This is a genomic window from Streptococcus mitis (assembly GCF_965111735.1).
Taxonomy (GTDB): domain Bacteria; phylum Bacillota; class Bacilli; order Lactobacillales; family Streptococcaceae; genus Streptococcus; species Streptococcus mitis_DR.
The window spans coordinates 1,589,577-1,609,730 of sequence record NZ_OZ217346.1; the positions used below are offsets into that span (position 1 = coordinate 1,589,577).

At 40.1% G+C, this 20,154-nt stretch carries 17 protein-coding genes and 1 pseudogene; 2 read left to right on the forward strand and 16 right to left on the reverse strand.

Going from position 1 to position 20,154, the window contains the following annotated elements:
- Positions 1-2: 2 nt before the first annotated feature.
- Positions 3-1,259, reverse strand: coding sequence for a cell division protein FtsZ (gene ftsZ, locus ACLV7W_RS07570; protein ID WP_411865725.1), 1,257 nt, complete (start codon positions 1,257-1,259; stop codon positions 3-5).
- 17 nt (positions 1,260-1,276) lie between these two features.
- The gene (gene ftsA / locus ACLV7W_RS07575; protein WP_140224369.1) at positions 1,277-2,656 is read right to left on the reverse strand and encodes a cell division protein FtsA; all 1,380 of its coding nucleotides are present in this window, start codon (positions 2,654-2,656) and stop codon (positions 1,277-1,279) included.
- A 328-nt stretch (positions 2,657-2,984) separates the two neighbouring features.
- On the opposite strand from ftsA, the gene ACLV7W_RS07580 reads away from it, so the two are divergent.
- Entirely contained in the window at positions 2,985-4,241 is a 1,257-nt protein-coding gene (locus ACLV7W_RS07580; protein WP_411865676.1) for an ISL3 family transposase, read from the forward strand.
- A 52-nt stretch (positions 4,242-4,293) separates the two neighbouring features.
- Here the strand turns inward: ACLV7W_RS07580 and ACLV7W_RS07585 are convergent, their stop codons facing one another.
- From ACLV7W_RS07585 to pbp2b, 6 genes and pseudogenes are all read right to left on the reverse strand, one after another.
- Positions 4,294-4,998 carry a TIGR02206 family membrane protein gene (locus ACLV7W_RS07585; protein WP_042750717.1) on the reverse strand — a complete coding sequence of 235 codons (705 nt, stop codon included), beginning with the start codon at positions 4,996-4,998 and terminating at the stop codon, positions 4,294-4,296.
- A gap of 90 nt (positions 4,999-5,088) precedes the next feature.
- Positions 5,089-5,700 (reverse strand): annotated as a pseudogene (locus ACLV7W_RS07590) (NUDIX hydrolase N-terminal domain-containing protein).
- Positions 5,687-7,060, reverse strand: a complete 1,374-nt coding sequence (locus tag ACLV7W_RS07595) for a UDP-N-acetylmuramoyl-tripeptide--D-alanyl-D-alanine ligase (RefSeq protein ID WP_411865726.1) — start codon at positions 7,058-7,060, stop codon at positions 5,687-5,689. Before ACLV7W_RS07595 ends, ACLV7W_RS07590 begins: the two are co-directional and overlap by 14 nt.
- Before the next feature lie 83 nt (positions 7,061-7,143).
- Positions 7,144-8,187, reverse strand: coding sequence for a D-alanine--D-alanine ligase (locus tag ACLV7W_RS07600; RefSeq protein ID WP_411865727.1), 1,044 nt, complete (start codon positions 8,185-8,187; stop codon positions 7,144-7,146).
- 172 nt (positions 8,188-8,359) lie between these two features.
- Positions 8,360-8,956 (reverse strand): recombination mediator RecR, encoded by a 597-nt coding sequence (gene recR / locus ACLV7W_RS07605; protein WP_000966754.1) that lies wholly within the window; start codon positions 8,954-8,956, stop codon positions 8,360-8,362.
- Between the two features lie 10 nt (positions 8,957-8,966).
- Complete coding sequence (gene pbp2b / locus ACLV7W_RS07610; RefSeq protein WP_411865728.1) at positions 8,967-11,024, reverse strand: penicillin-binding protein PBP2B; 2,058 nt, start codon at positions 11,022-11,024, stop codon at positions 8,967-8,969.
- A gap of 189 nt (positions 11,025-11,213) precedes the next feature.
- Between pbp2b and ACLV7W_RS07615 the strand changes: the two genes are divergently transcribed.
- Positions 11,214-12,089: a MurR/RpiR family transcriptional regulator gene (locus ACLV7W_RS07615; RefSeq protein WP_411865729.1), complete on the forward strand. Its 876-nt coding sequence runs from the start codon at positions 11,214-11,216 to the stop codon at positions 12,087-12,089.
- A 7-nt stretch (positions 12,090-12,096) separates the two neighbouring features.
- On the opposite strand, the gene ACLV7W_RS07620 is transcribed toward ACLV7W_RS07615, so the two are convergent.
- From ACLV7W_RS07620 to ACLV7W_RS07655, 8 genes are all read right to left on the reverse strand, one after another.
- A complete protein-coding gene (locus ACLV7W_RS07620) occupies positions 12,097-13,353 on the reverse strand; it encodes an ISL3 family transposase (protein ID WP_411865730.1) in 1,257 nt (418 codons plus the stop codon).
- Between the two features lie 150 nt (positions 13,354-13,503).
- A complete protein-coding gene (locus tag ACLV7W_RS07625; RefSeq protein ID WP_261077877.1) occupies positions 13,504-14,388 on the reverse strand; it encodes an ROK family protein in 885 nt (294 codons plus the stop codon).
- A 17-nt stretch (positions 14,389-14,405) separates the two neighbouring features.
- Positions 14,406-15,323: a dihydrodipicolinate synthase family protein gene (locus ACLV7W_RS07630; protein WP_411865731.1), complete on the reverse strand. Its 918-nt coding sequence runs from the start codon at positions 15,321-15,323 to the stop codon at positions 14,406-14,408.
- Between the two features lie 172 nt (positions 15,324-15,495).
- A complete protein-coding gene (locus tag ACLV7W_RS07635; RefSeq protein WP_411865732.1) occupies positions 15,496-16,140 on the reverse strand; it encodes a YesL family protein in 645 nt (214 codons plus the stop codon).
- Between the two features lie 19 nt (positions 16,141-16,159).
- Positions 16,160-16,612, reverse strand: coding sequence for a YhcH/YjgK/YiaL family protein (locus ACLV7W_RS07640; protein ID WP_411865733.1), 453 nt, complete (start codon positions 16,610-16,612; stop codon positions 16,160-16,162).
- 170 nt (positions 16,613-16,782) lie between these two features.
- Complete coding sequence (locus ACLV7W_RS07645) at positions 16,783-17,622, reverse strand: carbohydrate ABC transporter permease (RefSeq protein ID WP_411865734.1); 840 nt, start codon at positions 17,620-17,622, stop codon at positions 16,783-16,785.
- 15 nt (positions 17,623-17,637) lie between these two features.
- Entirely contained in the window at positions 17,638-18,504 is an 867-nt protein-coding gene (locus ACLV7W_RS07650; protein ID WP_153198773.1) for a carbohydrate ABC transporter permease, read from the reverse strand.
- Positions 18,505-18,725: 221 nt separating this feature from the next.
- The gene (locus ACLV7W_RS07655) at positions 18,726-20,054 is read right to left on the reverse strand and encodes an ABC transporter substrate-binding protein (protein WP_045611137.1); all 1,329 of its coding nucleotides are present in this window, start codon (positions 20,052-20,054) and stop codon (positions 18,726-18,728) included.
- Positions 20,055-20,154: the final 100 nt, after the last annotated feature.

Genomic DNA, 20,154 nt, shown 5'->3' on the forward strand with positions numbered 1-20,154 from the left:
ACTTAACGATTTTTGAAAAATGGAGGAGTGTCTAATTCATCCTCATCGTGTAAAGATGGCGCTTCGAAACGTTCAACAGGTGATACAACTGAATCAGTTGGTCGAACAATTGTCTCACGACGCAAGTCCCAATCACCAAATGCTGAAGTTTGAGAAGTTTCTGTACGGCGAGGTGCTGGACTTGGAATTTCTGCAGTTTCAGCCATATCAAAGTGACGATTATGATTGTGTGCATGACTTGGGCTTACTTGTTCATGACGAACAGCTTGTCTTGGTGCATGGCCCACAACTTTTTCAACACGATCTTGACGAACACCAGTTGCCACAACTGTTACGCGAATTTCATCTTTCATGTTTTCATCAATAGATGTTCCCAACCAAATGTTTACTCCTTGACCAGCTGCTTGGTTGACGATTTCTGAAGCTTCTTCTGCTTCAATCAAAGTCAAATCAGGACCACCAGTAACGTTGACGATAACATCCTCAGCGCCGTCAATAGTTGTTTCAAGAAGTGGTGAGTAGATTGCCTTACGAGCTGCTTCTACTACACGTTCTTCACCACTACCGATACCGATACCCATTAGGGCGTTCCCTTTATCTGCCATAACTGTTTTCACATCAGCAAAGTCAAGGTTAATCAAACCAGGATTTGTAATCAAGTCCGTAATCCCTTGAACACCTTGGCGAAGTACGTTATCTGCTTCGCTAAGAGCTTCAAGAAGTGGAGTTTTCTTATCAACAATTTCAAGCAAGTTGTTGTTTGAAATAATCAATAGAGTATCTACATGCTCACGAAGTTGATTGATTCCTTCTACAGCATACTGACCACGTTTGCTTCCTTCGAAACCGAAAGGACGTGTCACAACACCAACTGTAAGAGCACCTAAATCTTTAGCAATGCGGGCAATAACAGGAGCTGCACCAGTACCAGAGCCACCTCCCATACCTGCAGTAATGAAGACCATGTCTGCTCCAGTAATAGCTTGAGTCAAGGCTTCTTCGCTTTCTTCAGCAGCTTTTTGACCAACTTCAGGTCGACCGCCAGCACCCAAACCACGAGTCAATTTAGGACCTAACTGAATTACAGTCTCAGCTTTTGTACTACTCAAAGCTTGTACATCTGTGTTTGCTGCGATAAATTCTACGCCTGCAACACCTTCGTCAACCATGCGGTTAATGGCGTTACCACCACCTCCACCAACACCGATTACTTTAATAACTGCACCTTGAGCTGCTGCTGTATCAAATGAAAATGTCATAGTTTATTTTTCCTCTTTTATTCATCAAACATGCTTCCGATTAAGCCACGGAAACGATCTGCGATTTTTGGTTTATTTTGAGAAGATACTTTATCTTCTTTCGGAGCAACTACGTTCGTAGAAGCTGATTGCTCTACCTCAGTATTTTGAACTGGTTGAATAGGGGTAGGTTGTGCTACTTGCGTAACGCGTTGAATCATCCCACCAAAATTAATAGGTTGGTGACGCAAAGTATCCTCACCCTTGACTGCTCTTTGTGCCAATAAATGCACTTCAGTCAATTGACCTGCAAATTCAGACAAGCTAATCACATGAGCGAAGGCAGGATTACGGATTCCAACTTGATTTGGAACGTAAAGTTTGACACCAACGCCAAAAACTTCCTGTGCAAGTTCTACAACACCTGGTAAAATAGCATTTCCACCAATCAGAACAATCCCACCTGGAAGATCCAACAAATGTCTTCTTTCCAACTCTTGTTTGATTTGTTCAAAAATGTGCTTAATGCGGGCTGAAATAATCTCTGCTAGGTAGCTTTCTGTAACTTCTACAGGCTCTACTTCACCAATTACTTCAACTTGGAAGGTTTCATTGCTTGCAAGTGAAGGGTAGGCTTCACCATAGTTCAATTTCAATCCTTCAGCTAGTTTTTGTGAAGTCTTCAAAACCTTAGAGATATCTTTTGTGACATAATCTCCACCTTCTTGAAGAATATTTGTAAACTGGAGTTCTTGGTTACGGATTGTAGCAACAGTTGTTTGACCTGCTCCCATATCAATCACAGTAGCTCCAAATTCACGCTCTCCTTCGTTCAAGACTGAACGAACCAAAGCCAATGGTGAAATAATAATATTTTCAACTTGAACACCTGAGCGCTCAACTGTCTTGCGTAAATTGTGAAGAATAGTACGTGGACCTGTGTAAAGCAAACCACGCATTTCAAGACGAACCCCCATCATGCCACGCGGGTCACGAATACCTTGGAAGCCATCTACGATAAATTCTTCTGGAATAAACGTAATGACTTCACGATCTGGTGTCATACTCTTTGTCAAAGCTGATTTAACAACATTTTCGACATCTTGATCTGTAATTTCTTTTGTATCAGATGTAACTGGAATCATTCCTTGAGTTGGTTCTACTTGCAAAAGATTTCCAGGCAAACCAACATTCACTGATTTGATTGAAATGCCAGCTTTCTCTTCTGCTTGGGAAATAGCTGACTTGATAGCAGTTGCTGCTGCTTCAATATCAACGATAATCCCATCCTTTACACCTTTACTCTTGGCATTACTTACACCAATTACATTTAGTTCACCATTTCTAAGCTCTGCAACCAACACCTTAATCGAATTGGTTCCGATATCTAAGCCTGTAAAAAAACCATCTCTAGCCATCACATCGCATCCTCTCTCTTCCAAGTTTCAAACTTCTATTCAATATAGCTAAAATAGGGCATAGCTATTCACAGAATATTATAACACAAAAAATCCAATCGTGCTTAGTTTTTCCTAAATTTACTTACCATTTTTTCACATTCGCTCATCAAATTTTTTTATTTTCCAAACAAGTTATAAAAAATCAGATTTATGAAAAAAAGAGGCTCTATAATATTTGTAGTGGGTAAATCCCCTATGGATATTATGGAACCTATTTTGTTGTAGAAAAAAAGTTCCATATGACCTATAATGAAAAGCGACTAAACAACTCATTAGAAAGATTCATATGGAACAATTACATTTTATCACAAAACTACTCGATATCAAAGACCCTAATATCCAAATTATAGATGTCATTAATAGAGATACACACAAGGAAATCATCGCTAAACTGGACTACGACGCCCCATCTTGCCCTGAGTGTGGAAGTCAAATGAAGAAATATGACTTTCAAAAACCGTCTAAGATCCCTTACCTCGAAACAACTGGTATGCCTACTAGAATTCTCCTTAAAAAACGCCGTTTTAACTGCTATAAGTGCTCGAAAATAGCGGTCTCCGAGACCTCCCTCGTCAAGAAGAATCATCAAATCCCTCGTATCATTAATCAAAAAATTGCTCAAAAGCTGATTGAAAAGACTTCTTTGACCGATATTGCTCATCAGCTGTCCATTTCAACTTCAACTGTTATTCGCAAGCTCAATGACTTTCACTTTAAGCATGATTTTTCTCGCCTTCCACAGATTATGTCCTGGGACGAGTATACCTTTACAAAGGGAAAGATGAGTTTCATTGCGCAAGATTTTGATAATCTTAATATCATCACTGTTCTTGAGGAACGAACACAAGCTGTCATCCGAAATCACTTTCTTCGATACGATAGAGCCGTTCGTTGTCAGGTGAAAATCATTACTATGGATATGTTTAGTCCCTACTATGACTTAGCTAGAAAACTTTTTCCGTGTGCTAAAATCGTTCTAGATCGTTTCCATATTGTACAACATCTAAGCCGTGCTATGAGTCGTGTGCGTGTCCAAATCATGAATCAGTTTGAACGAAAATCTCATGAATACAAGGCTATCAAACGCTACTGGAAACTCATCCAACAGGATAGTCGTAAACTTAGCGATAAACGTTTTTATCGTCCTACTTTTCGCATGCACTTGACCAATAAAGAGATTCTAGACAAGCTTTTGAACTATTCAGAAGACTTGAAACACCACTACCATCTCTATCAACTCTTGCTGTTTCACTTTCAGGACAAGAAGCCTGACAAATTTTTCGGACTCATTGAAGACAATCTGCAGCAGGTTCATCCTCTTTTTCAGACTGTCTTTAAAACATTCCTCAAAGATAAAGAGAAGATTGTCAATGCCCTTCAACTACCCTATTCAAACGCCAAATTAGAAGCGACCAATAATCTCATCAAACTTATCAAGCGCAATGCCTTTGGATTTCGAAACTTTGAAAACTTCAAAAAAAGGATTTTTATTGCTCTGAACATCAAAAAAGAAAGGGCAAATTTTGTCCTTTCTCGAGCTTAGCTTTTCTTCAACCCACTACAGTTGACAAAGAGCCAAAAAAGAAAGCTCATTTCTAAGCTTTCTTTGCAATCATTTTTTCTGCTTCTTGTTCTAAAAATAGTTCCAAGATTTTCTTTGTTAACGTAATCGCTGCTGATAAGGCTAGGGAAACGATTAAATAATTAGCTACTAAGCCATGGTCTCCAACCAATGGTGGTTTTGTCAAGAATCCGTAATCTCCGCCTGTTACTAAATTGACCACAAAAATCAAGGCATTTAGTGCAAAGGTCATGAGAAAAATTCCCTTCACATCCAGCAATCGCGCGTTATACTGTCTCAATAGATAAACTAGAGAGTTCCCCAAGAGAGCTAAGTGGCCAAAGATAAAGGATAAAATCGCAATATGTGGAAAAGGATAGGCATCTGGCACTGGATAAACAAAGGCTGCTAATGTCCCAAATGTTCCTAGTAATGCAAAATACTGCCTATATTTAGACTGACCAGGAAGCAAAAGCACCACAAACATAGCCATACGGCAATGGTAAAAAGGTAGGCTTTCTGACAACGGCATATGATTGACCCAGTACCAACCATAAAGGAGGATCAACTGAACGGCCTGCAAGATTTGGAAAAATCGTTGATAAGCCTTCTTTTCACGATAACGATAGGCTGTATAAAAGGTCAAAGCCAAGAGTGTAAATATACTGACATACCAAAAAAGGTCAAATTTGGGTGGCTCTGTTGCTTGGGTCGTAAAGAAAATATCCCATAAATTCATCTAGTCTTCCTCATGATTCAAAATTTTCCTGCATTTTATTATACCATGCTATTTGTCAAAAATGGATTTAGAAATACGATAATCATCTTCTTAATCAAGATATTGCTCCCTCTGACCTTGATAAACCTGCCAAAGAATCTCGATTTGCTCCTTGGTAATGCGTTTTTCAGATAAATTCGGCAGTTGGTCAATTGCAAAAAATTGAAGGGCAGCGATTTCTTGATTTTCTTGGAATTGTCCATCGAGAAACTTACATTCAAAAACAAACTTTGCATATTATTTGCTCTGTAGTTGGAAACGATTGGTATCAAAAACAGCTAGCAGTCTTTCAACTTTGGCTTTAAAACCGGTTTCTTCTTCAATTTCCTTGAGAATATTTTCAGTTGGAGAATAGCCGACTTCACCAAAGCCACCTGGCAAAGCCCAACTATCCTCTCCTTGTCCCCTAACCAGACAAATCTTCTCATCCTCAACAATCCAAGCACGGACGTCCATTAAGGGAGTCGCATAAGCTGAAGTTGGTTTCAAGACTTCTGCCACTTCTTCTGCATCCAGGTCTGATCCCTGATTCAACATTTCAGATAACAGACTTCGCAAGTCCTCGTAGCGCTCACGGTCAAAAGGATCTTTTGTAAAGGTTAATCCAGTATCTGTAAGGGCAATCATTCTTTGCAGATACTTAGCAAAATTACTTGTCTTCAGTTTCTAAACATTCTACCAGCTTGGCTAAATTCATAGAATTGGAGCCTTTGAGCAGGATTTGGTCATTAGCTCCAAGGCTTTCTTTGACCTGCTTGACTAGGTCTTCAAATTGGTCTTGATCTTCTGTTTTCTTGAAGTAGTAAACGTGGCCGATTGGAAACATTTGACTGGCCAATTGAGCTAATTCAGCAATGTCTTCTCCATAGAAAATAACGGTATTCAGCACATCAGGCGAGAGGCTCAAAATCATCTGATTATGAAGCTGAATAGACTGGTCACCAAGCTCCTTCATATCCGCCAACACTGCAATTTTCTTGCCACCTTCATTGGCTGGAATGGCAGAGAATGTCTCCAAAATCAGCTTCATAGCAGTTGGATTGGCATTATATACGTCAGACAGAATATCTGCTCCATTAGCTGCTTTCTTCCACTCGGTACGGTTACGCGTCAATTCAAGATTTTGGAAGGCCTGACGAATTTGCTCCTCTGAAACTCCTTCTTGCAGGGCAACATAGGACGCAATCATGGCATTAGTAGCATTGTACTTACCAGTCACTGGCAAATCAAGGCCTTGCTCCAAGAAATTAGCCTTAAAGGTCAGACTATCCTTACGTTCTACCAAGTCGGTAATTTCCAACTCTGCCCCTTGCCCAAAACGAACTACCTTTTTATCAGTTGGCAAGTAGTCCTCTACAATAGTGTCAGCTGGTGCCAAAAGCAAAGAACCTGAATCCATACCGTCTGCAATTTGCATTTTTCCTTTAGCGATTTCAGAACGGTCTTTGAAAAAGGCCAAATGGGCTTCTCCAACCAAGGTCACGATGGCTGTTTTTGGATGAGCCAATTCTGACAAGAGATGAATATCTCCCAAGTGATCTTGTCCCATCTCCAAGACCAACTTTTCTGTTCCTTCAGGCATATGGAGAACTGTGTAAGGAAGACCAATCTCATTATTGTAGTTTCCTTGTGTTTTGTAGGTTTTGTAGGTTGTTGATAGCAAGTGAGCTAACATATCCTTGGTAGTTGTTTTACCATTTGAACCCGTAACCGCAAAGACATCAACTGCCGTTTTTTCAAGATAGTAAGCTGCGAGGGTTTGAAAGGCAGTCAAGACATCATCTACTAGAATATAGGGATGATTTGCAATTTCTTTCTCAGACAGGGTTACAGCAGCGCCATTTTCAAAAGCTGTTTCTATAAAGTCATGACCATCACGCGCCCCCTTGAGGGGCACAAATAAATCCCCTGCCGCAATTAAGCGACTATCAAACTCGGCCTTTTCTAACTTGGTATCCTCAAAAATGCTGATATCATTTTTAGCTCCTACAACTTGAGCCACTTCATGGATTGTTAATTTCATTTCTACTCCTTTAAAAAGGGTCGAAGCTCGAGAACTCTAGTCACCTTGTAGTGATGGTTCTGGCTTCTACCCTCTCTTTCATTTTATAGCAAATGCGCTTCGCGCTTGTCAAAACTTTCCTTGGCAAGACCAACCAATCGTTCGATTAAGTCTGGATAGTTGATTCCCATATTGTCCCAAAGTAGTGGATACATAGACCACTGGGTAAAACCTGGCATGGTATTAAGCTCGTTTAGGAAAATCTCTCCCTTATCTGTATAGAAGAAATCGCAACGAGATAGACCGAGCCCACCAATGGCACGGAAGGCAGTTTCTGCATTTTGACGCATGACAGATACCACATCATCACTGATTTTGGCTGGGATGTCCATAGTAATCTTGTTGTCAATATACTTGGCATCGTAGTCATAAAAGGCAACATCCTTGACTACTTCCCCTGGAAGCGTGCTTTTGACATCGTAGTTGCCCAAGAGACCAACCTCGATTTCACGGGCATTTACCCCTTGCTCAACCAAGACACGGCTGTCATATTGGAAGGCAAGTTTCAAAGCTTGACGGAGTTCCTCTTGGTTTTCAGATTTAGAAATACCGACACTAGAACCCATGTTTGATGGTTTTGTGAAAACTGGATAAGACAATTTTTCTTCAACTTCGGCAATTTTAGCAGTCACATCATCGCCTTCAACGATGGCCACATAAGGAACTTGGGCAATCCCGACAGATTCTAAGACACGCTTGGTCGTGATTTTATCCATGGCAAGACTAGATGACAAGATGTTACAACCAACATAAGGCATTTTCAAAACTTCCAAGAATCCTTGAACTGAGCCATCTTCTCCCATCGGACCGTGGAGGACTGGGAAGACCACTGCCCCTTCTTCATAGATAGCACTTGGAGCAACTTTCTTATCCCAATCAATAGTTTCATTGGTCATGAGACGGTTCTCTTGACCAGGAGTCTGGCTAAATTCCTGAGTTTTGATAAAGTCACCAGACTGGCTAATGAAGAAAGTCTTGACTGTGAAACGATCGTAGTTGACCGCACGCATGATACTTTCAGCTGAAAGGACAGAGACTTCACGCTCTGCACTACGCCCACCGTATAAAAGAATAATCGTTTGTTTCATATTATTTGTTCCAATTCTAATAGAATACTCATTCTTTAGTATATCATATTTGCTTCTTTTTTGAAACTTGAACCTGATACTGGTCTTCAATAAATCTAAAAAGAGACCGATAAAACAACTGTCGGTCTCCGTGATTTTTGTATAAATGAATTGAGTGTTGATTTGTCTAGACTTACAACTCTGTTCGATTTTCAATGGCTCGTAAGAGCGTCACTTCATCCGCATACTCAATGTCCGCTCCCACAGCTAGACCTCGTGCTAGACGCGTAACCTTGATACCAGCTGGCTTGAGCAAGCGTGAAAGATACATGGATGTCGCTTCACCATCTGCTGTAGCATTGGTCGCCACAATCACTTCTGAAACTTCACTATCCATAAGACGAGTCATCAGGCTCTTGAGATTGATATCATCTGGACTGATACCATTCATGGGAGAAATGAGTCCATGCAAGACATGATAGAGTCCATGGTATTCTTGGATATTCTCCATGGCTGCCACATCGCGACTATCCTCGAGAACTAAAATGGTTGTCTGATCACGAGTCGGATCGGTACAGATAGAGCAAGGATCGTCATCAGTCAGGCGACCGCAGATGGAACAGTAGGTCAGCTCTCTCTTAGCAGAAAGGAGATTTTTAGCAAATTCATTGACATCGTCATCAGACATTCCAATAGTATAGAAGGCAAGACGTGTAGCCGTCTTAATCCCGATACCCGGTAACTTAGAATAACTGTCAATTAGCTTAGCAATAGGTGTTGGATAAAGCATATGTTCCTTTCTAATTCATTGGATGGTGTTGGTTATAGAGATTGATAATATCGCGCGCAATGGAAGGTCCGACACCATTTGTAAGGTTGGTGTTATGAGGAAAGACAACAGCTACAGCGATTTGAGGATTATCTGATGGTGCATAGGCCACAGCATTAGTATTGTTAGCTTTTTGACCGCCCTCAACATAACTTTCAGCAGTACCTGTTTTTCCACTAATGGATACCGCTGCGCCATTTGAAAAGGCACGACCGGTTGTCAAAGCACTACCACCATGTGACACTTGATAAAAGCCTTGTTGGAGGATGGAAACATCAGACTCAGAAATATTAATTTTATTCATTTCCTTGGTTTCAATAGATTGGATTAAGTTCCCTAAGCCACCTTGTTCGTTGTTTCCATAAATCCCCTCGACAATGTGGGGGGCAATCCGAACACCGTTGTTGGCAATAGTTCCAACGTACTGGGCCAATTGCATTGGGGTGTAGTTATCAAACTGACCAAATGCATTGGTAATGTAATTAGCGAAATTATACTCTTTTGGTATAAAACCAGTTGACTCATCTGGAAGGTCAATGCCTGTTGAGGCTCCAAGACCATATTCAGCAAATGTCGAACGAAGTTTCCCCATAGCGGATTCTAAATTGTTAGTTAAAACAAACATATTGGGTTGATAGGTCTGACCCATAATGCCCAAAGCGGTTTGAACCATATAGGTATTAGAAGAATACTCCAAGGCTTCCACCGCTGTAATCGGGAATGAACCGTAGGCTTGAGTATACCAAGAATTAATCGGAGCTGAACCTTGGAAGACAATCGGTTGGTCTGTCAAGGTCTGGTTCCCTGACAAGACTCCATTTTCCCAACCTGAGCTGATGGTCGCCGCCTTAACAACAGAACCCGGGACAAAGACATCGGTTACTGTTCCCAAGGAATCAGGTGTTAAATCTCCCGTTTTCAAGTCATGTTTGAGTCCTGACATAGACAAAACCGCACCTGTTTTTGGGTTCAAAGCAACTGCATACACACCTTCTGAATACTTGGCTCCTCCGTTTCCCAGTTCGGAATTGAAATAACTCTTAAGCAGATTGTCCACGCTATCTTGGAAGGCCAAATCAATAGTCAGTTTAATATTATTCCCTTTGGTACCATCTTCGATATTTTCGACACTTTCCATATTGCCATACTTGTCTAGATGGATTTCTTTCACCGAGCGTTTTCCTTGCAAGGTTTCTTCATATTGTTTTTCTAGATAAGAGGTTCCAACACGGTCATTTAGAGAATACCCCTTTTTGATATAAGCATCTGCTTCTTCAGCTGGAAGACCGGCTTTTTCACTGGATACACTTCCTACTATAGACGAAAGTGAAGTCTCTAGGACCTTTCGATTCCACGAAGTTGAAATACTGATACCAGGTAAATTCTTAGAAGCCGAAGCAATCAAGGCAATCTGAGTATCTGTCAAGGAGTCTGTCGCAATGGTCCCTGTCGCAAAATTTCCAACTGCATTAAGTTGGCTAAAGAGGTAAATTTCTTTCTTTTCGTCATCAGAGTAGGCCAATTGACTTGGATCGATACTTTCAACAGTATTGTTGTAAAGCTCGGATTCAGATAATTGATTGCCATCAGAATCAAGTCGCTTATCACGTGGTAAACTTTCCACTGCTTTCTTATAGACATCTTGATCTGCTAGATAATAGTCCGCCAACTGTCGGTCAGTCAATATTGGAGAAGAAACTCCCACATAAGCCAGCAACTTCTTGGCTGTTTCTTTTAAATCTGCAGCCGTCATTTTGTTGTTCCTTGTAAAAGATACAACTTGCTTGATGGTGTTTTCGACGAGAGGTTTCCCTGTTGCATCGTAGATTTGTCCACGGGCTGAACTAGTTGTCACCTTTGTTTTACTAGCCGATGCTAATTTTGTCTCATAAAAATCCTTGTTCAAAACCTGCATGTAAAGCAGGCGACCAATGATGGCCATAAAGAGCAAAATAACAATTGAAAACAATAAATTAAGCCGAATCGGAATCGAATGGCTATCAAATTTTCTCATACAAGTCAGTCTCATTTCTATTTAAAATCTTACTCTTCATTGTACCACAATTTGAGAAGAAAATTATGGAAAAGAAGTGAGCTTTTTTAATTTAGTTTCTGATGGTTTTTTTATTTAAACATAACTATTTTATATGATATAATATTTACAAAAGCTACAAAAAATAATTATCGATTAATAGCTAGACTCAAATAAAGGAGTATCATGAACCCGCAAGATATCGCAAGCATTATTGATCTTCATTTTGAAGAGTTAACAGATCTAGAGCAAGAAATCGCTCGCTATTTTTTACAATCTGAAACCATTGCAGATGATTTATCTTCTCAGCAGGTCACTCAAAAATTACATATCTCTCAAGCCGCTCTGACCCGCTTTGCTAAAAAGTGTGGTTTTACAGGTTATCGAGAATTTATTTTCCAATACCAACACCAAGCAGATAATCAAGCTAGCCAACATCCCGACCACAGCCCCCTGACAAAACGAGTTCTTAGAAGCTACAGTAATATGCGAGAACAAACACAGGACTTGATTGACGAAAAACAACTAGAACGAATCGCCCAGTTAATCGAAGGTGCTGATCGTGTCTACTTCTTCGGAACTGGCAGTTCTGGCCTCGTCGCTCGTGAAATGAAATTACGCTTCATGCGTCTGGGTGTGGTATGCGAGGCCTTGACTGATCAAGACGGCTTTGCTTGGACAACCAGCATTATGGATGAAAATTGTCTCGTACTCGGTTTCTCACTTTCTGGCTCAACTCCTTCTATTTTAGACAGTTTATTAGACGCTAAGGAGATGGGCGCAAAGACTGTACTCTTTACAAGTGTTCCCAATAAAGATAGTCAGACCTATACAGAAACCGTTCTTGTTGCTAGCCACAGTCAGCCTTCCTACATTCAACGTATATCTGCTCAACTTCCTATGCTCTTCTTTATCGATTTGATTTATGCCTATTTTTTGGAAATCAATCGTGAAAGCAAGGAGAAAATTTTTAACAGCTATTGGGAAAATAAAAAACTCAATGGCTATCGTAGACAAAAACGTGTAAGAAAATCCGGCTCTTTGTCAACTGTAGTGGGTTGAAGAAAAGCTAAGCTCGAGAAAGGACAAAATTTGCCCTTTCTTTTTTGATGTTCAGAGCAATAAAAATCCTTTTTTTGAAGTTTTCAAAGTTTCGAAATCCAAAGGCATTGCGCTTGATAAGTTTGATGAGATTATTGGTCGCTTCTAATTTGGCGTTTGAATAGGGTAGTTGAAGGGCATTGACAATCTTCTCTTTATCTTTGAGGAATGTTTTAAAGACAGTCTGAAAAAGAGGATGAACCTGCTTTATATTGTCCTCAATCAGTCCGAAAAATTTGTCAGGCTTCTTGTCCTGAAAGTGAAAAAGCAGGAGCTGGTAGAGATGATAGTGGTGTTTCAAGTCTTCTGAATAGTTCAAAAGCTTGTCTAGAATCTCTTTATTGGTCAAGTGCATACGAAAAGTAGGACGATAAAAACGTTTATCGCTAAGTTTACGACTATCCTGTTGGATGAGTTTCCAGTAGCGTTTGATAGCCTTGTATTCATGAGATTTTCGTTCAAACTGATTCATGATTTGGACACGCACACGACTCATAGCACAGCTTAGATGTTGTACAATATGGAAACGATCTAGAACGATTTTAGCACACGGAAAAAGTTTTCTAGCTAAGTCATAGTAGGGACTAAACATATCCATAGTAATGATTTTCACCTGACAACGAACGGCTCTATCGTATCGAAGAAAGTGATTTCGGATGACAGCTTGTGTTCGTTCCTCAAGAACAGTGATGATATTAAGATTATCAAAATCTTGCGCAATGAAACTCATCTTTCCCTTTGTAAAGATATACTCGTCCCAGGACATAATCTGTGGAAGGCGAGAAAAATCATGCTTAAAGTGAAAGTCATTGAGCTTGCGAATAACAGTTGAAGTTGAAATGGCCAGCTGATGAGCAATATCGGTCATAGAAGTCTTTTCAATTAGCTTCTGGGCAATCTTTTGGTTGATGATACGAGGGATTTGGTGATTCTTCTTGACGAGAGAAGTCTCAGCGACCATCATTTTAGAGCAATGATAGCACTTGAATCGACGTTTTCTAAGGAGGATTCTAGTAGGCATACCAGTAGTTTCAAAGTAAGGAACCTTAGACGGTTTTTGAAAGTCATATTTTTTCATTTGACTTCCGCAATCAGGACAAGATGGAGCCTCATAATCCAGTTTAGCGATGATTTCCTTGTGTGTATCTCTATTAATGACATCTATAATTTGGATATTAGGGTCTTTGATATCGAGTAGTTTTGTGATAAAATGTAATTGTTCCATATGAATCTTTCTAATGAGTTGTTTAGTCGCTTTTCATTATAGGTCATATGGAACTTTTTTTCTACAACAAAATAGGTTCCATAATATCCATAGGGGATTTACCCACTACAAATATTATAGAGCCGAAAATCCTAGTTTGGTTGAACCAAACTAGGATTGTTTTGTCTTGAAATGATAATAAGCTCCCAACATGCCTGCTGTATTTTGGTGATGGGCAAATTCTAATCGTGTTTTTTCAGCTAGGCTTGGCACCAAGGCATCTTTCAAGGCTGTGCGAATCTTGGGTTTGAGGATAGCCTCTTGTCCCATGATACCGCCACCGAGAATAACCACTTCTGGATTGGCAACGTAGCAAATATTTGCCAGACCTTTCCCTAGGTAATCTACCATCCGATCAATACCAGCCATGCAGATTTTGTTGCCTTCAGTGGCTTCCTTAAAGATACGTCGACCATTCCACTGATCAACATCTTCTCCATGTGCTTCAGCTACATATTTCACTAAAGCTGTGGTAGAAGCCAAATCTTGGAACGCTCCATCCTGCATATGCATATAACCGACTTCACAGGCTGAATTACTAAAACCATGGAAGACTTTCCCATCCATAATCAAGCAACCACCGATACCGGTTCCAATAGTCAGGCAAAGGGTGACACTCGCTCCCTTGCCTGAACCAGATACCGCTTCAGCAAGACCTGCACAGTTGACATCATTTTCAATTTCACAAGGAATAGTAAAGCTAGTCTCGATTTCCTTCTTGAACTTGGTTCCTGCATAATTTGGAATCTGAGGACCAGCATAGAAAATCTCACCCTTGTCTGGATCCACCATTCCTGCAGAAGAAATGGCAACACCTGCTACTGGGCCTTTTTCTAAATAGCTGGCTACGATATCTTTGGTTTTTTGTAAGATATGAGGTCCACCCTTATGCGCCTCTGTTGGCATTTCATGCGATTCAACAAGTTGGCCTTCTTGGTCGATCAAACCATATTTGATATTTGTTCCACCGATATCAATTGCAACGTAGTGTGTCATAAATACCTCCTTATGGATTAGAGGAAGCGCTCCTTGGTTTCACGAATCAAGGCTGCAGCTGCTTCTACAACTGGACGATCTTCTTCAGTCACTGGTGTCAATGGTGAACGAACAGAACCAATATTCAAGCCTTCATTGATCTTCAAGACTTCCTTAATCACACCATACATATTTCCATGTGCAGCAGTCAATTTGCCAATGATTGCATTGATAGCGTATTGCAATTCACGCGCTTTTTCCAAGTCTTTGTCAGCAATCAACTGATTGAGTTTCAAGAATAGTTCTGGCATAGCACCATAAGTACCACCGATACCAGCTTTAGCTCCCATGAGACGACCACCTAAGAACTGCTCATCTGGACCGTTAAAGACGATATGGTCTTCCCCACCAAGGCTCACAAAGGTTTGGATATCTTGAACTGGCATAGAAGAGTTCTTAACACCGATAACACGTGGATTCTTCAACATTTCAGTATAAAGACTTGGCGTCAAAGCAACACCAGCTAATTGAGGAATGTTGTAAATCACGTAGTCTGTGTTTGGAGCTGCAGAACTGATATCATTCCAATATTTAGCAACTGAGTATTCTGGCAAGCGGAAGTAAATCGGTGGAATCGTTGCAATCGCATCTACACCCAAGCTTTCTGCGTGGCGAGCAAGTTCCATACTATCTTTAGTATTATTGCAAGCAACATGGGCAATAATGGTCAGTTTACCTTTGGCTACCGCCATGACTTCTTCCAAAATTAACTTGCGATCTTCAACGCTTTGGTAGATACATTCACCAGAAGAACCATTGACATAAAGACCTTGAACACCTTTATCAATGAAGTATTGAACCAAGGCACGCGTACGCTCTGGACTTACTTCTCCTTGTTCATCATAACATGCGTAGAAGGCTGGAATGACACCTTCATATTTTTTTAAATCTGACATAGATTTTCTCCTAAGATTTCTTTTTTTCTGCTAAAAGCAGGATTTATTCTTTACGTTTTTAGTATACACCTTATGAAAAACGCTTTCAATATCTTGTGTACACTTAGATTTTAGTTTCGATATGTATTTTGAAACGTTTAAAGCTTAAAAGTAGTTTCAGAAACAAGCCATCCTATTCGTATTTTGCAAAAATTTTCTCCATCAATCCAGTCTGGATAAAGACCAATAGCCCAAATCCAAAAAGCAGGAAGGCTGAACCACCTAAAAGTAGACTGAAGGCTGACAGATAAAGAACCATCACAATGAGGATAAGAATGGCTAACATGAGGAAGAACCAAGGAAAGTTAAAACTTGCCAAGATCAGCCCTTTTTGTAACACTTCTTTCCAAGTTAAATCATAGCGCGCAGCGATTGGATAGCTAGCCAGCATCACGATAGTGAGGAAGATAAGAATCCCTAGACAAATAGCTTTCACCATTTGGAAAGGCATAGCTGTCTGCCCCCAAAAGATATAGAGGTCTAAAAGACTCAACAAAACAATGCCCAACTCAAGCAGACCTAGCTGAAGACCTAGTTTCAGATTTTGCTTGAAAGCTCTTAGATAGATTTTAAAGACAGGCACTCGTCTGCTCTTCTTAATCTCAAACATGGTCTCGTAGAGGCTAATTTTAGCCACTCCAATCGTCACGATGGGCAAACAAGAAACGACAAAAAGAAGATTGGCTGTGACGATATCCAAGACCTTTTCACTAAAACGCATGAGAAAGTTGTCTGTATCAAATGCTGCCTTGATAAGGCTTACTCCTTTTTGTGCCATATTTGCTCCTCCTGATTTTTTAATCAATCAAAATTTTAAAGAGATATTTACGAACCTTCTCTTCCATACCTGCATAGCCATTTGGCTGGTGTGGTTCTCCTGGGAAGAAAATCGCAAAATTGTGATAACCCAACAAGAGTGGGTAGTCTTCATGACAATGAACAAAGCCAATGTCACTCGCTTCGTCGAATGCTACTGCCTCGTCTTTGATTCGTGAACCGTAGCTCGAATATTCATGTCCTTCTACCAGCAAATGCAAGTCAGCATAGTTCTGATGATGCTCAAATTGATCATTTTCAGCTTGATTGAGGACATTTTCCTGAACAACTAGAAAGACCTTGTCCCCGTCAATCTCATACTTTCCTAACTCGAAAGAATCTTTACGATGTTGATAGAGATAGTCGATAGCCTTGTCGAGATTAGGATGAACCCCCTTGTAAAAGGTAATATTTTTCAAATCGTCAAAAATCATACTGTTTCCTTCGTTTCTGATAGTTAACTAAAATCATTCTTAAGTTGATAAGTGTCTAACAAAATCTCTATGGTAGACAAATACCCAACATTTTGTAGACACTTATAACTCTATATTTCCATAGCATGTCAAGACCACTTCCGCAATCTTGATATACTAGTTTACTTTTCTTAACCTTTGACAGCTCCCATAGTAATACCTTGTGTGAAGGATTTTTGGAAGACAAGGAAGACTGTTACGATTGGCACAGCAGCAAGAGCTGCACCCGCCATGATCAAACCATAGTTGGTTGCCATTTCAGCCTGCATAGTCGCAACCCCAAGTGAGATGGTCAAGTTATTACGTGAAGTCAACATAACCAACTGCATGAAGTAGTCATTCCAAGTATTGATGAAGGTAAAGATTGCAAGGGCTGCAAATCCTGGCTTCACAATTGGGAAGGCTACGCTCCAGAAAGTACGAATCTCACCACAACCGTCGATTTTAGCTGATTCAAGCAACTCTGTAGGGATATTCTCACTGAACTGTTTCATGAGGAAAACCCCAAATGGCCATCCAATCAAAGGCAAGATAACTGCCCAAAGAGTGTCATGGATTCCCATGAAGTTGACGATACGTACCAATGGTACAAGGACAACTTGTTTTGGAAGTGCCATGGCAGCGATAAAGATGGCAAAGAGAATACGCTGACCATAGAAACGTTTTTTAGCCAATACATAACCTGCTAAAGAAGAGGTTGCACAGACTAAGAACATGGTTACCAATGAAATAAACACAGAGTTCCACATCCACTGAATAGCAGGGTTTTGCACCATAAGTTGTTGGAAGTTTTCCATGGTTGGCATTTTAGGGAACCATTGTGGCGGAATCATAATGGTATCAGGCTGTGATTTGAAGGCACCTGTCAAAATCCAGTAGAATGGAAAGATGAACAGCACGGTCAACAAGAGCAAGATAATAGTTGAAATAACAGTGAAGGCTGTTAAAGGTTTCTTTTGTGTAGATTGCATAGCTGTCTCCTTTCTTTAGTATTCTACGTCATTTCCAAGTACTTTAAATTGAACAAAGCTTACGATAGCGATCATGACTGCCAAGAAGACACCGATGGTATTTGCATAGCCGTATTCTGTCAATTGGAAGGCTTTTTCGTAAAGGTAGTACATAAGTGTACTTGTTGAATAGTTTGGACCACCAGATGTCAACAACTGAATCAAGGCAAAACACTGGAATGAGTTGATTGTTGTGATGATTGCAATATAAAGTGTTGTTGGAAGGAGGCTAGGCCATTTAATCTTCCAGAACACTTGCAATTCAGTCGCACCATCAACACGCGCTGCTTCAACCAATGAATTGTCAATATTCCCCATGGCCGCGATATAAAGGATAATCGGTTGACCAACTGAAGTTGTCAAAAGGATAATCATAATCGCCATCAAAGCCCAGTTTTTATCTCCCAACCAAGAAATGTTTTGACTGATGATGTGGCTTGACTTAAGGACAAAGTTTAGAATCCCTGATAGTGGGTCATAGATCCATTTCCATACAACCGTTACGGCAACACTACCTGTAACTACAGGAAGGAAGAAGACGAAACGGTAGAAAGATCTGGCAATGGCATTTTGATGATAGGTCTGAGATGCTACAAAGAGTGAGAATAGAACAACAACTGGTACAGATCCAATAACCAGAATCACAGTATTGATCAAAGACTTCATAAAGACAGGGTCTTTAAACATGCGAACATAGTTGTCCAAGCCTACAAACTCAAATTTAGTCATTGAGTAGTTAAAGAAACTTGTAATGAATCCCATAATCATAGGAGCCAATACAAAGATGACAAAGAAGAATAATACTGGTGCTAGGAAAGCGTAGGAAATCACTGTTTCCCGCATGCGAATTTTATTGACTTTCACAGTCGGCACCTCTCTTTCACAAATAAAATATTTTGGATTTTTTTAAACTGTTTTAAAATCAAAATGAAATTTTTTAAGATTCGCTTATGTAAGAACTTCATTTTAATTTCGTGACAGTTCCTTACATTTCAAATAAAATCCTCCCTTTTCTTACATAGACTATGCACAGGGAAAAGGGAGGAGTCAATCTGATTTAGTGCTTATTGTTTTGTAGCTTTTTTAATTGTTTCGTTAGCTTTTTCAGTGAAGGCTTTCAAAGCGTCCGCTGGTTTTTCGTCACCATTTGATACAGATTGCAACATTGGGAACCAAAGTGTTCTCATTTCAGCAAAACCATTGATAGTGTTGTAGTATGGTGAGTAGTATTTAGTCCAACCACTGATTGTTTCCATACGTTTGTCTTCATAAAGTTTGCCAAATGAAGTACGAACTGGGAAGGCACCTGTACGAACAACGTCTTTTGGACCCCATTCTTTGTCATCCGCGATGAATTGAACGAATTTCTTAGATGCTGCAACTTTCTTGTCGTCTTTATTGTTGAATACTGCAAATCCGTTTACAAGGTATTCAAGAGCTGGTTTACCTGAATCTGATGGGAATGGTACTTCTACCACTTCTACTTTACTTGCTTCCAAGAGTTTAGCTTGGATACCGTTTTGAGCTGGTGCCCAAAGAATTGTGTAAGATGTTTGACCGTTGGCAAAGTTTTGGATATCTGCTCCACCGTCAAATTGTGAACCATTGTTCAACAAACCGTCTTTAATCCAGCCAGCTGCTTTTTCAAGACCTTTGACGAATTTAGGATCATCAGTTGTATATTTTGTAACATCTTTATCTGTTACAGAACCGCCGTAAAGGTTTGAGATGAAGGCACGTGTTCCTTGGTCTCCCCCTTGACCAGAACTGAACAATGAACCTGGTGTGTAGCCTTTATCTTTAAGCGCTTTCAAAACTTTTTCAAAATCATCAGTTGTCCAACCTTCTTTTACAAGGTTTGCAACTCCAGCCTCTTCCAACATTTTCTTGTTCATAGCCATATAGAATGGTGCTGAACTGATTGGATACATGTAAGCTTTGTCTCCAGCTTTACTTGCTTGTACAATGTTTTCGTTATTAACATCTTTAACAAATTCGTCTGTGAAGAGGTCGTTCAACTCAGCCAATTTACCGTTTTTACCGTATTGGATGATACGTCCTGGTGCGTCAAAAAGTACGTCTGGAGCTGTCCCTGCTTCGATAGCTGTTGTGATTTTTTCAGGACCAGACTTGAAGTCGATGGTTTCCAATTTCACTTTTACATCTGGATTTGCTTTTTCAAAAGCTTCGATGATTGATTTTTCATATGTTCCAACACCGTCACCAGTTTTTTCTTGAGTGAAGACTGGGAATGCCCACCAAGTGATTTCTGTTTTAGCGCCATCTCCACCTGATTTAGCAGCATCTTTGCTACCACCAGAATTACCACATGCAGCAAGGCCAAGAACCGCAGCACCCGCAAGTACTGTACAAGCTAGTTTTCTAAATTTCATTTGTATTCTCCTAATTGATAAGCGTATCCATATTGGATAATAAGTAAGATTGCATTTGTATACGTTTTCATTTCATCCGACGCATCCACCACTCTCCTCT

What these genes read in the sequence shown, in the direction of transcription:
- ftsZ (WP_411865725.1), bottom strand. Translation starts at nt 1,259, where the DNA reads ATGACATTTTCATTTGATACAGCAGCAGCTCAAGGTGCAGTTATTAAA.
- ftsA (WP_140224369.1), bottom strand. Translation starts at nt 2,656, where the DNA reads ATGGCTAGAGATGGTTTTTTTACAGGCTTAGATATCGGAACCAATTCG.
- ACLV7W_RS07580 (WP_411865676.1), top strand. Translation starts at nt 2,985, where the DNA reads ATGGAACAATTACATTTTATCACAAAACTACTCGATATCAAAGACCCT.
- ACLV7W_RS07585 (WP_042750717.1), bottom strand. Translation starts at nt 4,998, where the DNA reads ATGAATTTATGGGATATTTTCTTTACGACCCAAGCAACAGAGCCACCC.
- ACLV7W_RS07595 (WP_411865726.1), bottom strand. Translation starts at nt 7,060, where the DNA reads ATGAAATTAACAATCCATGAAGTGGCTCAAGTTGTAGGAGCTAAAAAT.
- ACLV7W_RS07600 (WP_411865727.1), bottom strand. Translation starts at nt 8,187, where the DNA reads ATGAAACAAACGATTATTCTTTTATACGGTGGGCGTAGTGCAGAGCGT.
- recR (WP_000966754.1), bottom strand. Translation starts at nt 8,956, where the DNA reads ATGCTTTATCCAACACCTATTGCTAAGCTAATTGACAGTTATTCTAAG.
- pbp2b (WP_411865728.1), bottom strand. Translation starts at nt 11,024, where the DNA reads ATGAGACTGACTTGTATGAGAAAATTTGATAGCCATTCGATTCCGATT.
- ACLV7W_RS07615 (WP_411865729.1), top strand. Translation starts at nt 11,214, where the DNA reads ATGAACCCGCAAGATATCGCAAGCATTATTGATCTTCATTTTGAAGAG.
- ACLV7W_RS07620 (WP_411865730.1), bottom strand. Translation starts at nt 13,353, where the DNA reads ATGGAACAATTACATTTTATCACAAAACTACTCGATATCAAAGACCCT.
- ACLV7W_RS07625 (WP_261077877.1), bottom strand. Translation starts at nt 14,388, where the DNA reads ATGACACACTACGTTGCAATTGATATCGGTGGAACAAATATCAAATAT.
- ACLV7W_RS07630 (WP_411865731.1), bottom strand. Translation starts at nt 15,323, where the DNA reads ATGTCAGATTTAAAAAAATATGAAGGTGTCATTCCAGCCTTCTACGCA.
- ACLV7W_RS07635 (WP_411865732.1), bottom strand. Translation starts at nt 16,140, where the DNA reads ATGGCACAAAAAGGAGTAAGCCTTATCAAGGCAGCATTTGATACAGAC.
- ACLV7W_RS07640 (WP_411865733.1), bottom strand. Translation starts at nt 16,612, where the DNA reads ATGATTTTTGACGATTTGAAAAATATTACCTTTTACAAGGGGGTTCAT.
- ACLV7W_RS07645 (WP_411865734.1), bottom strand. Translation starts at nt 17,622, where the DNA reads ATGCAATCTACACAAAAGAAACCTTTAACAGCCTTCACTGTTATTTCA.
- ACLV7W_RS07650 (WP_153198773.1), bottom strand. Translation starts at nt 18,504, where the DNA reads ATGCGGGAAACAGTGATTTCCTACGCTTTCCTAGCACCAGTATTATTC.
- ACLV7W_RS07655 (WP_045611137.1), bottom strand. Translation starts at nt 20,054, where the DNA reads ATGAAATTTAGAAAACTAGCTTGTACAGTACTTGCGGGTGCTGCGGTT.